The organism is Stutzerimonas kunmingensis (genome assembly GCF_900114065.1).
Classification (GTDB): Bacteria; Pseudomonadota; Gammaproteobacteria; order Pseudomonadales; family Pseudomonadaceae; genus Stutzerimonas; species Stutzerimonas kunmingensis.
In genome coordinates, this window is record NZ_FORS01000012.1 from 42,264 (window position 1) to 55,696 (window position 13,433).

At 60.9% G+C, this 13,433-nt stretch carries 14 protein-coding genes, 1 tRNA gene and 1 pseudogene; 12 read left to right on the plus strand and 4 right to left on the minus strand.

All coding sequences use genetic code 11. From position 1 onward, the window contains the following. The first annotated feature begins 17 nt into the window (after positions 1-17). The 3 genes from BM275_RS20215 to BM275_RS20225 all read left to right on the plus strand — a co-directional run bounded on the left by BM275_RS20215 (position 18) and on the right by BM275_RS20225 (position 4,113). Positions 18-1,289 carry a YeaH/YhbH family protein gene (locus BM275_RS20215; RefSeq protein WP_014821685.1) on the plus strand — a complete coding sequence of 424 codons (1,272 nt, stop codon included), beginning with the start codon at positions 18-20 and terminating at the stop codon, positions 1,287-1,289. 10 nt (positions 1,290-1,299) lie between these two features. Continuing rightward, complete coding sequence (locus BM275_RS20220) at positions 1,300-2,847, plus strand: SpoVR family protein (protein WP_044314698.1); 1,548 nt, start codon at positions 1,300-1,302, stop codon at positions 2,845-2,847. Between the two features lie 96 nt (positions 2,848-2,943). After that, on the plus strand, positions 2,944-4,113 hold the full coding sequence (locus BM275_RS20225) for a multifunctional CCA addition/repair protein (RefSeq protein WP_090523202.1): 1,170 nt from the start codon (positions 2,944-2,946) through the stop codon (positions 4,111-4,113). A gap of 6 nt (positions 4,114-4,119) precedes the next feature. On the opposite strand, the gene folK is transcribed toward BM275_RS20225, so the two are convergent. Together folK and folB are read right to left on the minus strand one after the other, a co-directional pair. Further along, complete coding sequence (gene folK / locus BM275_RS20230) at positions 4,120-4,662, minus strand: 2-amino-4-hydroxy-6-hydroxymethyldihydropteridine diphosphokinase (RefSeq protein ID WP_090523204.1); 543 nt, start codon at positions 4,660-4,662, stop codon at positions 4,120-4,122. Further along, complete coding sequence (gene folB, locus BM275_RS20235; protein WP_090523207.1) at positions 4,653-5,006, minus strand: dihydroneopterin aldolase; 354 nt, start codon at positions 5,004-5,006, stop codon at positions 4,653-4,655. The genes folK and folB overlap by 10 nt, the downstream gene beginning before the upstream one ends. 75 nt (positions 5,007-5,081) lie before the next feature. Between folB and plsY the strand changes: the two genes are divergently transcribed. Further along, positions 5,082-5,651 carry a glycerol-3-phosphate 1-O-acyltransferase PlsY gene (gene plsY / locus BM275_RS20240; RefSeq protein ID WP_090523223.1) on the plus strand — a complete coding sequence of 190 codons (570 nt, stop codon included), beginning with the start codon at positions 5,082-5,084 and terminating at the stop codon, positions 5,649-5,651. 15 nt (positions 5,652-5,666) lie between these two features. Here the strand turns inward: plsY and tsaD are convergent, their stop codons facing one another. Next, entirely contained in the window at positions 5,667-6,692 is a 1,026-nt protein-coding gene (gene tsaD, locus BM275_RS20245; protein WP_090523210.1) for a tRNA (adenosine(37)-N6)-threonylcarbamoyltransferase complex transferase subunit TsaD, read from the minus strand. Between the two features lie 196 nt (positions 6,693-6,888). Here tsaD and rpsU point away from each other — a divergent pair, with 196 nt between their 5' ends. From rpsU to BM275_RS20270, 5 genes are all read left to right on the plus strand, one after another. Beyond that, the gene (rpsU, locus tag BM275_RS20250; RefSeq protein WP_003296736.1) at positions 6,889-7,104 is read left to right on the plus strand and encodes a 30S ribosomal protein S21; all 216 of its coding nucleotides are present in this window, start codon (positions 6,889-6,891) and stop codon (positions 7,102-7,104) included. A gap of 138 nt (positions 7,105-7,242) precedes the next feature. Next, positions 7,243-9,186, plus strand: coding sequence for a DNA primase (dnaG, locus tag BM275_RS20255; protein ID WP_090523212.1), 1,944 nt, complete (start codon positions 7,243-7,245; stop codon positions 9,184-9,186). A 67-nt stretch (positions 9,187-9,253) separates the two neighbouring features. After that, on the plus strand, positions 9,254-11,107 hold the full coding sequence (rpoD, locus tag BM275_RS20260; RefSeq protein WP_003300993.1) for an RNA polymerase sigma factor RpoD: 1,854 nt from the start codon (positions 9,254-9,256) through the stop codon (positions 11,105-11,107). 111 nt (positions 11,108-11,218) lie between these two features. Then, a tRNA-Ile gene (locus tag BM275_RS20265) sits at positions 11,219-11,295 on the plus strand. A 372-nt stretch (positions 11,296-11,667) separates the two neighbouring features. Further along, positions 11,668-12,030, plus strand: coding sequence for a hypothetical protein (locus tag BM275_RS20270; protein ID WP_244153895.1), 363 nt, complete (start codon positions 11,668-11,670; stop codon positions 12,028-12,030). Positions 12,031-12,055: 25 nt separating this feature from the next. Here BM275_RS20270 and BM275_RS20275 read toward each other — a convergent pair whose 3' ends face one another. Then, positions 12,056-12,316 carry a helix-turn-helix domain-containing protein gene (locus BM275_RS20275; RefSeq protein ID WP_045633615.1) on the minus strand — a complete coding sequence of 87 codons (261 nt, stop codon included), beginning with the start codon at positions 12,314-12,316 and terminating at the stop codon, positions 12,056-12,058. Positions 12,317-12,393: 77 nt separating this feature from the next. On the opposite strand from BM275_RS20275, the gene BM275_RS20280 reads away from it, so the two are divergent. The 3 genes and pseudogenes from BM275_RS20280 to BM275_RS20285 form a co-directional block, all read left to right on the plus strand. Then, positions 12,394-12,843: a hypothetical protein gene (locus tag BM275_RS20280; protein WP_139229593.1), complete on the plus strand. Its 450-nt coding sequence runs from the start codon at positions 12,394-12,396 to the stop codon at positions 12,841-12,843. Positions 12,844-12,917: 74 nt separating this feature from the next. Further along, on the plus strand, positions 12,918-13,121 hold the full coding sequence (locus BM275_RS22300; protein WP_167362183.1) for a hypothetical protein: 204 nt from the start codon (positions 12,918-12,920) through the stop codon (positions 13,119-13,121). 93 nt (positions 13,122-13,214) lie between these two features. Next, a pseudogene (locus BM275_RS20285) lies at positions 13,215-13,433 on the plus strand (IS21 family transposase); the annotation flags it as partial.

Sequence of the window (13,433 nt, forward strand, 5' to 3'; positions counted from 1 at the left end):
CCAAGCCCGGAGGGCCTATGAGCTACGTGATCGATCGTCGCCTGAATGGCAAGAACAAGAGCACGGTGAACCGCCAGCGTTTCCTGCAGCGGTACCGTGGGCATATCAAGAAGGCGGTGGAGGAAGCCGTCGGCCGGCGCTCCATCACCGACATGGAGCATGGCGAGCAGATCAGCATTCCCGGCCGCGACATCGATGAGCCGGTGCTGCACCACGGCCGCGGCGGCCGCCAGACCATCGTCCATCCGGGCAACAAGGAGTTCGTTGCCGGCGAACGCATCCCCAGACCGCAGGGCGGCGGCGGTGGCCAGGGCGCCGGCCAGGCCAGCAACAGCGGCGACGGCATGGACGACTTCGTCTTCCAGATCACCCAGGAAGAATTCCTCGATTTCATGTTCGAGGACCTGGAGCTGCCCAATCTGGTCAAGCGTCACCTGACCGGCACCGATACCTTCAAAACCGTGCGCGCCGGCATCAGCAACGAGGGCAACCCGTCGCGCATCAACATCGTGCGCACGCTGCGCTCGGCCCATGCCCGACGCATCGCGCTTTCTGGCAGCAGCCGTGCACAACTGCGCACACTGAAGGCAGAGCTGGAGCGACTACGTCTTGAGGAGCCGAACAACTTCGGCGACATCAAGGCCACCGAAGAGGAGATCGAACGGCTGAAGGCGCGCATCAAACGCGTGCCATTCCTCGACACCTTCGATCTGAAATACAACCTGCTGGTCAAGCATCCCAACCCCAGCTCCAAGGCGGTGATGTTCTGCCTGATGGACGTTTCCGGCTCCATGACCCAGGCCACCAAGGACATCGCCAAGCGCTTCTTCATCCTGCTGTACCTTTTCCTCAAGCGGAACTACGACAAGATCGATGTGGTATTCATCCGTCATCACACCAGCGCCAAGGAAGTCGACGAGGAAGAGTTCTTCTACTCGCGGGAGACCGGCGGCACCATCGTCTCCAGCGCCCTGAAGATGATGCAGGAGATCATGGCCGAGCGTTACCCGGCCAACGAGTGGAACATCTACGCCGCTCAGGCTTCCGACGGCGACAACTGGAACGACGACTCGCCGCTGTGCCGCGACATCCTGATCAACCAGATCATGCCGTTCGTGCAGTACTTCACCTACGTTGAAATCACCCCGCGCGAACACCAGGCGCTCTGGTACGAGTACAACCAGGTCGCAGAAGCCTTTTCCGATGCGTTCGCCCAACAGCAGTTGGTCAGCGCCGGGGACATCTACCCAGTGTTCCGCGAACTCTTCCAGCGGCGCATGACCAGCTGAGGTGTGCAGCATGAAGCGACAGCCCATTTCCACCGGCTCGGAATGGACCTTCGACCTGATTCGGCAGTACGACCGCGAGATCGGCCGCATCGCCGAGCGCTACGCGCTGGACACCTACCCGAACCAGATCGAGGTGATCACCGCCGAGCAGATGATGGACGCCTACGCCTCGGTTGGCATGCCGCTGGGTTACCACCACTGGTCCTACGGCAAGCAGTTCCTGCACACCGAGAAACACTACAAGCGCGGGCAGATGGGTCTGGCCTACGAGATCGTCATCAATTCCGATCCCTGCATTGCCTACCTGATGGAAGAGAACACCATGTGCATGCAGGCACTGGTGATCGCCCACGCCAGCTACGGGCACAACAGCTTCTTCAAGGGCAATTACCTGTTCCGCACCTGGACCGACGCCAGCTCGATAATCGATTACCTGGTGTTCGCCAAGCAGTACATCATGCAATGCGAGGAGCGGCACGGCATCGATGCGGTGGAAGACCTGCTCGACTCCTGCCACGCACTGATGAACTACGGTGTCGACCGCTACAAGCGTCCCTACCCCATCTCTGCAGAAGAAGAGCGCCGACGCCAGAAGGATCGCGAGGAGCATCTGCAACGGCAGATCAACGACCTCTGGCGCACCATTCCCAAGGGCACGGACAAGGGCGATGGGTTGGCGGACAGTCAGCGTTTCCCGGCAGAGCCGCAGGAAAACATCCTCTATTTCATCGAGAAGCACGCCCCGCTGCTGGAGCCATGGCAGCGCGAGGTGGTGCGTATCGTGCGCAAAATCGCGCAGTACTTCTATCCACAGCGCCAGACCCAGGTGATGAACGAAGGCTGGGCGACATTCTGGCACTACACCCTGCTCAACGATCTGTATGACGAGGGCCTGGTCACCGACGGCTTCATGATGGAGTTTCTGCAGTCGCATACCAGCGTGATCTACCAGCCAGGCTTCGACAGCCCCTACTACAGCGGCATCAATCCCTACACCCTGGGCTTCGCCATGTACCAGGACATCCGCCGGATTTGCGAGCACCCCACCGAGGAGGACAAGCGCTGGTTCCCGGAGATCGCCGGCAGCGACTGGCTGACCACGGTGAAATTCGCCATGAACAACTTCAAGGATGAGAGCTTTATCCTGCAGTTCCTTTCGCCGAAGGTGATCCGCGACCTCAAGCTGTTCAGCATCCTTGACGATGACCGCAAGGACGAGCTGCTGGTCCCGGCGATCCACGATGAAAGTGGTTACCACACCATTCGCGAACTGCTCGCCGCGCAATACAACCTCGGCAACCGCGAGCCCAACGTCCAGGTATGGAACGTCGACCGTCGCGGCGATCGCTCGCTGACCTTGCGTCACATGCAGCACGACCGCAAGCCATTGGGCGGGTCCACCGAAGAGGTGCTCAAGCATCTGCATCGGCTGTGGGGCTTCGATGTGCACCTGCAGTCGATGCAGGACGACAAGCTGGTCAATACCCATCACATGCCACCAAGACCCAGCAGCGAGGCAGAGACCGACAACCGTTTTCCCGGCATGAACTTCGCCTGACAGTGGGCCGCGGCCCACCTCCGCGACCCTTCCTTACCCGCCACGCTGTAGCCTCAGCGCCGATATCCTTTATCCTCCGCGCCAACGGAGGTGGACATGCAGATCTACAAAGTCGGCGGCGCAGTACGCGACCGCCTGTTGGGGCGCCCGGTGACCGAGGTCGACTGGCTGGTGGTCGGTGCCACGCCGGAAGAAATGCAGGCCAGCGGCTTCCGCCCGGTCGGTGCGGACTTCCCGGTTTTCCTGCACCCGCAGACCGGCGAGGAATACGCCCTGGCGCGCACCGAGCGCAAAAGCGGTCGTGGCTATGGCGGATTCACCTTCCATGCCAGCCCCGACGTCACCCTCGAAGAAGATCTGCAGCGCCGCGATCTCACCATCAATGCCATCGCCGAAGATGACCAGGGCCAGCTGATCGATCCCTACGGCGGTCAGCGTGACCTGCAGGCACGGCTGTTGCGCCACGTTTCTCCCGCTTTCTCCGAAGATCCATTGCGTGTTCTGCGCGTGGCGCGCTTCGCCGCACGCTATGCCGAACTGGGTTTCCGTATCGCCGACGAGACGCTGGAGCTGATGCGTCAGCTGGCACGCTCCGGCGAGTTGTCGGCGCTGACGGCGGAGCGCAGCTGGAAAGAGATTTCGCGTGCGCTGATGGAGCCGCGGCCGGATGTGTTCATTCAGGTGCTGCAGGAGTGTGACGCGCTGGCCGAGCTGTTCCCGGAACTGGCCGCCACCTTCGCCAAGGGCAATGCTGCCGGTGGGCACCTGCTTGGCACTCTTCGGCAGTGCGCCGAACATGCTCAGCCACTGCCGGTACGCTGGGCCTGCCTGCTACTTGGCTGCACCACGTCGGCCGATAGCCAGCAACCACGTCTGGCCGCCATCGATACACTCAACCAGCGCTGCAAGGCGCCGAGGGATTGCCAAGAGCTGGCGATGCTGCTCGGCAGGTATCACGAGGACGCGTTCAACGCCAAGAAACTGCATGCCGATGCACTGCTCGACATGCTGCAGCATTTCGACATCTACCGGCGGCCGGAGCGCTTCGAGCAGTTCGTCGCGGCTTGTGAAATGCACGCCCTGGCAGGCGCTCCCGGCGAGTTGCTCTTCGAAGCCGATTATCTGCATGGCGCGGCCAGCGCGGCCCATGCCGTGCCGGTCAAACCGCTACTGGATCAAGGATTCAAAGGTGCCGAGCTGGGCAAAGCGCTCGGTGCTGCGCGCCTCAATGCCCTGAGCATCTACTGCCGGGAATATTCGCGGTAAGGCAATTCAGGCGCGCTGTGGAGGATGGTTGCGGATCAGATCGGCAGGCGTAAGCTCGCTGCCGCGCCACTGAAACGGCACGGGCCAGAGCTCCTGGTCAATGGATGACTGCGCCCACAGATCGGCAAAGGCCTCGCCTGCAGCGGGATGTTTGACGGTCGGCGCCAATAACGCCAGCGGCCAGAGCACGAAGGCGTTCTTCAGGATCTCCGCACGCGGCAGCAGCAAGCCATGGAAGTTGCCGACCAGCTCGCCATACAGCAGCACATCGATATCCAGCGGCAACCCCTTGCGATCCGGCGCGTAACGGCCGTTGTCCGCCTCGATGAACTTGAGCCGGCGGTCCAGTTCCGTCAGCGGCAGGTCGGTGTAGCCGGCGACCACCAGGTTGTAGAAGTTGTCGCCCTTATAGCCCACCGCCAGGCTCTCGAACACTGGCGAGCAACGCATATCCTGCAGCAGCTCGGCCAGCGCATCGAGCCCGGCATGCAGGCGCTCGATGCGCTGCACATTGCTGCCCAGGCCGAGCATGACGGGGGTCAGCGACATCCGCGTTCGATCTCCACGCCCAGCGCACGGGCACGCGCATTGACGCCTGGTTTGGTGACCCGCAGGCGCAGCCAGACGATGCCGAACTCGCTCATCAACTTTTGCGCCAGACGCTCGGCGAAGGTTTCGACCAGCTCGAAGCGCGCCGCGCAGGCGAACTGATCGATGGCCTCAGCGACCTTGGCATAGTCCAGAGCCTTGTCCAGCTCATCATTATCGGCGGCTGGTCGTATGTCCCAGCCCAGCGTCAGGTCGAGCTGCAGGCACTGGCGAATCCCGCGCTCCCAGTCGTAGGCGCCGATTACCGTATCCACTTCCAGGCCTTCGATGAAGACTGTATCCACGCAACGTTCTCCTGCGGCACGACAAGCTCGAAACGCGCCGTTAGACTCAGAGGCTCCCTGCCCCGGATGGATTCCATGTTCTGGCTGCTGACCTTGCTCGCGTACCTGATCGGCTCGCTGTCATTCGCCATACTGCTTAGCCGCCTGGCCGGAATGCCCGACCCGCGCGCCGGTGGCTCCGGCAATCCCGGCGCCACCAATATGCTTCGTCTGGCAGGCAAGCGACTGGCGATCTACACGCTGTTCGGCGATCTGCTCAAGGGCCTGCTGCCCGTACTGCTGGCCGCCTCGCTGGACATGTCCGTCCAGCAACAGGCCTGGATCGGTCTGGCAGCGGTCTGCGGCCATCTCTATCCGTTGTATTTTCGCTTCCGTGGCGGCAAGGGTGTCGCCACCGCCGCCGGCACCCTGCTCGCGCTCTACCCGCCGGCCGCACTGCTCGCCATCGTCGCCTGGCTGCTGGTATTCCGCCTGACGCGGACCAGCTCGCTGGCTGCCCTTATCGCCCTGCCGCTATGCCTGCCACTGCTGGCCTGGCAGCAACCCGGCGCGCTGTTGCCGATGAGCCTGCTCGCCACACTGATCGTCTGGCGCCATCGCAGCAACGTGCGCGACCTGTTCGCCGGCCGGGAACGGCATTTCTGACCGCTCTGACGCTCATCAGATCGCCGGCAGTGTGTCCATCGACCAACGCGACTGTACGGTGATCGCCGGACCATCATGCTGCCCGGCGAGCAAGCGCTGACAGCCAGCGTAAGCGATCATCGCACCGTTGTCGGTGCAGAAACGTGGCCGCGCATAGAAGACCTGACCCTTGAACTCACCGAGCATCCGCTCCAGCGCCTGGCGCAGAGACTGATTGGCGCTGACCCCGCCGGCGATGACCAGCGACTTCAGGCCAGTCTGCCTAAGCGCCCGGCGACACTTGATGGTCAGCGTCTCGACCACAGCCTGCTGGAACGCCAGCGCGATGTCGCAGCGGGTCTGCTCGGATTCGTCGCCCGCGCTGCGGCACTGCTGCCAGGTATTGAGGGTAAAGGTCTTCAGGCCGCTGAAACTGAAATCCAGACCGGGCCGATCAGTCATCGGCCGCGGAAAGACGAAGCGTCCCGGAGTGCCCTGCTCGGCCAGACGGGCGATTTCCGGCCCACCGGGATAACGCAGGCCCATCAGCTTGGCGGTCTTGTCGAAGGCTTCACCGGCGGCATCGTCCACCGATTCGCCGAGCAGCTCGTACCGGCCAATGCCATCCACGCGAACAAGCTGCGTATGGCCACCCGACACCAGCAAGGCGACGAACGGGAACTGCGGCGGCTGCGCTTCGAGCATCGGAGCCAGCAGGTGACCTTCCATATGGTGCACGCCGACAGCCGGTACGCCCCAGGCCAACGCCAGTGCTTGGGCGCAGGAGGCCCCAACCAGCAGCGCACCGACCAGTCCGGGGCCGGCCGTATAGGCCACCGCATCGATCTGGCCGGCCTCGCGGCCCGCCTCCTCCAGCACCTGGCGAATCAGAGGCAGCATGCGTTTCACGTGATCGCGCGAGGCGAGCTCAGGCACCACGCCGCCATAGACGCGATGCAGGTCGATCTGGCTGAATAGCGCGTCGGCCAGCAGGCCCTGTTCGCTGTCGTAAAGCGCGACACCAGTCTCGTCGCAGGACGTTTCCAACCCCAGCACCAGCATGGGTTCAACCTTTCCGGAGGGCGAATGAAGCCGTGCATATTAATCGTCGGGCCGTCCGACCGACCAGCGCTTTTCGATCAGGGGCTTTGCATTCCGCAATTGGAGCGGGTAACATCCGCAACCCTTAAAACCAGCGTGCTTGCGAGTCATTGCCGAAGCGCGTTGCCACCGGTAATCAAGTGAAGGTAAGTCCTGGATGCCCGCTGTCAAAGTTAAAGAGAATGAACCCTTCGACGTAGCACTGCGTCGCTTCAAGCGTTCCTGCGAAAAAGCAGGTGTTCTGGCCGAAGTCCGCTCGCGCGAGTTCTACGAGAAGCCGACTTCCGAGCGCAAGCGCAAGGCTGCCGCTGCAGTCAAGCGTCACGCTAAGAAAGTGCAGCGCGAGCAGCGCCGCAGCGTCCGCCTGTACTAATCCAGTACAGCTGACGTCGCATCAAGCCCGGCTCAGGCCGGGCTTTGCATTGCATGCTTACTCCGCTTCGCCAGCCGGCGAAAGGCCGGAGTTTTTTCATTTCCGGCTCATGCAATGCGAGCGTAATCAGATACCTCTATGGCCGGCCTGATCCCCCAATCCTTCATCGACGACCTGCTCAACCGCTCCGACATCGTCGAGGTGGTCGGCTCGCGCATCCAACTGAAAAAGGCCGGCAAGAACTACAGCGCCCTCTGCCCTTTTCACAAGGAAAAGACACCCTCGTTCAGCGTCAGTCCGGACAAGCAGTTCTACTATTGCTTCGGCTGCGGCGCTGGTGGCAATGCGCTGGGCTTCGTCATGGACCACGACCAGCTGGACTTCCCCCAGGCAGTCGAGGAACTGGCCAAGCGCGCGGGAATGGAAGTCCCCCACGAGGAAAGCGGCCGCAAACACAAGCCACGCCAGCCGGTCGATTCGCCGCTCTACCCACTGCTGGCTGCCGCCGCCGATTACTACCGCCAAGCCCTGAAAAGCCACGCGACCCGCAAGTCGGCCGTGGAGTACCTCAAGGGCCGCGGCCTGTCCGGCGTGATTGCCCGGGATTTCGGATTGGGCTTCGCCCCGCCCGGCTGGGACAACCTGATGAAGCATCTCGGCGGCGATGCGCTGCAGCAGAAAGCGCTGATCGACGCCGGCCTGCTGATCGAGAACGCCGAGAACGGCAAACGCTACGACCGTTTCCGCGATCGCGTGATGTTCCCCATCCGCGACAGCCGCGGCCGGGTCATCGCCTTCGGCGGTCGCGTTCTGGGCGATGACAAGCCCAAGTACCTGAATTCGCCGGAAACCCCGGTATTCCACAAGGGCCAGGAACTCTACGGCCTTTACGAAGCGCGGCAGGCCAACCGAGATCTCGACGAGATCATGGTGGTCGAGGGCTACATGGACGTCATTGCACTGGCCCAGCAAGGCTTGCGCAACGCCGTGGCCACCCTTGGTACGGCAACCAGCGAAGAGCATCTCAAGCGCCTGTTCCGCATCGTACCCAGCGTGCTGTTCTGCTTCGATGGCGACGCGGCCGGACGCAAAGCCGCCTGGCGAGCACTGGAAGCCACGCTACCGAACCTGCAGGATGGCCGCCGGGCGCGCTTTCTGTTCCTGCCCGACGGAGAGGACCCGGACACACTGGTCCGCGCCGAGGGCACCGATGCATTTCGCGCGCGCATTCAGCAGCACTCACAGCCACTGGCCGATTACTTCTTCCAGCAACTGAGCGACGAAGCCGATCCACGCTCATTGGAAGGCAAGGCCCACTTGGCCACCCTGGCAGCGCCGCTTATCGAAAAGATTCCCGGTGCAAACCTGCGCGCATTGATGCGCCAGCGTCTCACCGAGATCACGGGCCTAAACGGGGAAGCACTGCAGCATATGGCAGCAGCGCCAACCACCGCACCCAGCAACAACTCAGCCGAGTACGACGACGCCGCTTATTACGACACGGGCTCGCACTACGCCGAGACCGACTACTTCCAGCCTCCCGAAGCGCCCAAGCCACAACGCGGCGAAAAAAAGGAATGGAAGAAAGACTGGAAAAAATCCGGACAGCAACCAGACTTCAAACCTCGCGGTCCGCGTACGCCAGCTACCGTCGAGCCGCCGACCCTGACCACGCTGCGGACGCTACTGCACCACCCGGAGCTAGCACAGAAGGTCGAGGACGTCAGCCATTTCGCCGCAGAAGACGACACATACGCGCAATTGCTCGTTGCACTGCTTGGCACGCTGCAGAAGAATCCGAAACTGCGCAGCCTGCAACTGATCGCCCGCTGGCATGGAACCGACCAAGGGCGACTTTTACGTGCACTTGCAGAGAAAGAATGGCTGATCTCGGCCGATAACCTTGAACAGCAGTTTTTCGACACCATTAATAGCCTTGCCGCCCGACAGCGGGAACGCCGACTCGAAAGCCTGCTGCGCAAGGCTCGCCAGGGTGAACTCAGCGCAGAGGAAAAAGACCAGCTGCGTAACCTGTTGAGTCGTAACGCAACACCCGCTGCATCGACCTCAACTGGCGCGTGAGGTCCTAGCTCGGCTATAATGCTCAGCTTGTTTTCAGCCCGCCAGAACCTTCAGTGGATAGGGTTATATGTCCGGAAAAGCGCAACAGCAGTCCCGCCTCAAAGAGTTGATCCAGCGTGGCCGTGAGCAGGGTTACCTGACTTACGCAGAGGTCAACGACCACCTACCGGAGGATATTTCCGATCCGGAACAGGTGGAAGACATCATTCGCATGATCAACGACATGGGCATCAATGTATTCGAGGTTGCCCCGGATGCCGATGCCCTGTTGTTGGCCGAAGCCGATACCGATGAAGCCGCTGCCGAAGAGGCCGCCGCCGCACTCGCTGCGGTCGAGACCGATATCGGCCGCACCACTGACCCGGTGCGCATGTACATGCGTGAAATGGGCACCGTCGAACTGCTGACCCGCGAAGGCGAGATCGAAATCGCCAAACGCATCGAGGAAGGCATTCGCGAAGTGATGAGCGCCATCGCTCACTTCCCCGGCACCGTCGACAGCATCCTCGCCGATTACGAGCGAGTGACGACCGAAGGTGGTCGCCTGTCCGACATCCTCAGCGGTTACATCGATCCTGACGACGATGGCGCCGCCGCGCCCCAGGAGGTCGAGCCGGAAACCCCGCAGACCACCGCGAAGCCGGCAGCCGACGACAAGGATGACGAGGAAGAGGACGACTCCGACAGCGAAGAGGAAGAAGGCGATGGCGGCCCGGATCCTGAGGTCGCGCGCGTGCGTTTCGGCGCAGTCGCCGAGCAGCTGGAGAAGGCCAACAAGGCGCTGAAGAAGCATGGTCGCGCCAGCCAGCAGGCCGTCGAGGAGCTCGAAGCACTCGCCATCCTGTTCATGCCGATCAAACTCGTGCCCAAACAGTACGACGCACTGGTCGAGCGCGTTCGCAACGCCCTGAGCCAGATCCGCGCCCAGGAACGCGCCATCATGCAACTCTGTGTGCGTGACGCCCGCATGCCGCGCGCCGACTTCCTGCGTCAGTTCCCGAACAACGAGACCAATCTCGACTGGGCCGAGCAACTGGCGTCCGGCAAGGGCAAGTACGCCGAAGCCATCGGCAACCGCAAGGAAGACATCGTTCGCTGCCAGCAGAAGCTGATCGAACTGGAACAGGAATGCGACCTGGCGATCGCTGACATCAAGGACATCAACCGCCGCATGTCCATCGGCGAGGCCAAGGCCCGCCGCGCGAAGAAAGAGATGGTCGAGGCCAACCTGCGCCTGGTGATCTCCATCGCCAAGAAGTACACCAACCGCGGCCTGCAATTCCTCGACCTGATCCAGGAAGGCAACATCGGTCTGATGAAGGCGGTGGACAAGTTCGAATACCGTCGCGGCTACAAGTTCTCGACCTACGCCACCTGGTGGATTCGCCAGGCGATCACTCGCTCCATTGCTGACCAGGCGCGGACCATCCGTATCCCGGTGCACATGATCGAGACGATCAACAAGCTCAACCGCATCTCCCGTCAAATGCTGCAGGAAATGGGTCGCGAGCCCACCCCTGAGGAGCTTGGCGAGCGCATGGAGATGCCCGAGGACAAGATCCGCAAGGTACTGAAGATCGCCAAAGAGCCAATCTCCATGGAAACGCCTATCGGTGACGACGAAGACTCGCACCTGGGCGATTTCATCGAAGACTCGGCCATGCAGTCGCCGATCGACGTCGCTACCGTGGAAAGTCTCAAGGAAGCCACTCGCGAAGTGCTCTCCGGCCTCACAGCTCGTGAAGCCAAGGTACTGCGCATGCGCTTCGGCATCGACATGAACACCGACCACACCCTCGAGGAAGTCGGCAAGCAGTTCGATGTCACCCGCGAGCGAATCCGTCAGATAGAAGCCAAGGCGCTTCGCAAGCTGCGCCACCCGACGCGAAGCGAGCACCTGCGCTCCTTCCTCGACGAGTAAGACCCGAACCCCCGGCATGCCGGGGGTTCTTTTTGCTGCCGCATGCCCATGAGCGGCCTGCTTCGATTGGCGCCGCCGCAATACCACCGGTATAATCCGCCGGCCTTCTGGGGGCCTATAGCTCAGTTGGTTAGAGCAGAGGACTCATAATCCTTTGGTCCACGGTTCGAGTCCGTGTGGGCCCACCACAAAAAACAAAGAGTTAGGTCAGCCTTTAAGCTGGCCTTTTTCTTTTCTAGCCGTAAAAAATAAATTTGAGTACCGTTTTGGGTACCGTTTCGTTTTAACTGCAATTGGCGCAACGAGCATTACCGCTCGCAGATTGACAGCCCCTTAGAGCTCCAATAGCTTGTACTCCCCCCGAAGGGGGACGGGATTGGCGTCCCGGTTCTGAGATTGGGGCTAGGCAGATTTCTAGCTCCATGCATGGCTGTGCCTTTATGGGCAGGCCGTGCGGGGCATCTTCGGATGCGCCGGCCCTCAGACCGGTACGCCAACCCGTGCGGTCTGCTCACCAATTGGCGTTGGTGAGCAGAAACTTTCCGTTCTGAGGACCAACCATGCCCTACTCTACTAGCGACAACAGCCCACTATCCGAGCCCAATGCTGCTGACCAAAACAGCGCACTGGCCGACCGGAACACGCAACGACCGCAGGCCGGCTTCGCCCCACTACTACCCAACGACCCCAGCTGCATACTTGGCTTTCGTAGCGATGCCTCCGCTAGTGAGCTCTATGACGAAGCGTCGCTGCGCCAGCAGGCCGTGCTTGGTTTGCTCGGTGCACTCAGCGGCACGCCCAGTTCGAGTGAGCTCGCAAGCGAACCGCTGAGTGCATGCATCCAAGCGATCCGCTTGTTGTGCAGCGATGCTGCTGCGCTGTATTCCGCAGCCTGGAACAGCGTGCAGCAAGAAGCAGCCTAGTCCGACAGATACACAGCGCGCGGGGCTATTCTCGCGCCTCTTTCGGCGACAGCTCGGATTCGTAACGCTGTACAAACTCGACCAAGCCGAGGCCCAGCACACGGCAGATGTCTCGCAACTGAATAAGGTCAAGCCTGCGCAGGCCACGCTCAATGTCGCTTGCGAACGATTGAGGGCGGCCAAGTGCCTCGGCGAACTGCCCTTGAGTCAGGCCAGACTCGATACGGCATTGTCTAAGCAAGCGCAGCAGCACCAAGTTCTCGTCTCGGTATATCGATTTTTCCACGGAGAAGCATTCCAGCAGTTGACAAAGCTCGAATGTATATCTACCTTACCGATTATCTGAATTACGGATTTTCGGTTATGAGCATCTCTACTATCACACCCTTCATCGCCTTGGACGCCGAGCGATCCGCCCTGCTCGACGCTAAAAAGCACGTTCTCTACCTAAGCTTTGAACGCATCCTTAGCCGCTTCGACTTCGAGCTTTCAGCAGTGCTGAACCATGTAATCGGCTCAGATATTAGTATCCGCTTCGATCCGCTTAGCGGCGCGCCCTACCTGAACTTCAAAGATATTCCGGCCTTTCTGAGCACGATTCGTCCGGCTAAGAGCGCTTACTTTGATCGTTGGAAGATGAGCATGGAGCTCGATTGTTCTGTTCTTTCATTAAAAATGGATCGGGAAGGCCTGCTTTATAAGCCACACCAGCTAAGCATCGAGCTAGTCACGATACTGCTGCCTTACCGGCCTTTTTATTCAAAAGATATAGATGACATGCTGGCTTTTACGCGTGAAGTAGCAGCCTTCTGAAGGTTCATTCCCATGGCAGGGCGCGGCTCACACCGCCGGATAGCCAAGAGATACCTCCTAATGAGCGTCCATGCATGACCTCCAACAAAGCAAAGCAAAGCTTGCCGACCGGCGGCCTCCACAGCCGCGACCTGTCAGTAGGCTACTTCCAGCATGAGGGGCAGACATTCTGGCCACTACGCTTGGTGTGTGAGCAACTGAGCGTCGATTGGCTGCAGGAAAGCGAGAAGCTTCGGTCATCCCGCTTTGTTGCCGCTGACCGAAAACTGACCCAGTAGAGGCTGTTCTGCCGACTGAAAACTGACCCAGGTGTTCAACTGCTTCTGCTCAATTTTTGAGCAGGAGAACACAGGGTGATCAGTATGGAAATGATGGGCAAAATCCGCCGGATGTATTTCCGCGACAAGCTGTCGCTGCATGAGATAGCCAAGCGCACCGGGTTGGCGCGCAACACGATTCGCAAGTGGGTCAGAGCACCTGAGGCCAAGCCGCCGGTCTACCAACGCCGCGCGATCTTCAACAAACTCAGCCCTTTTCACGCCACGCTGGAGCAGGCGCTAAAAGCCGATTCGCTGCGGCCCAAGCAACAG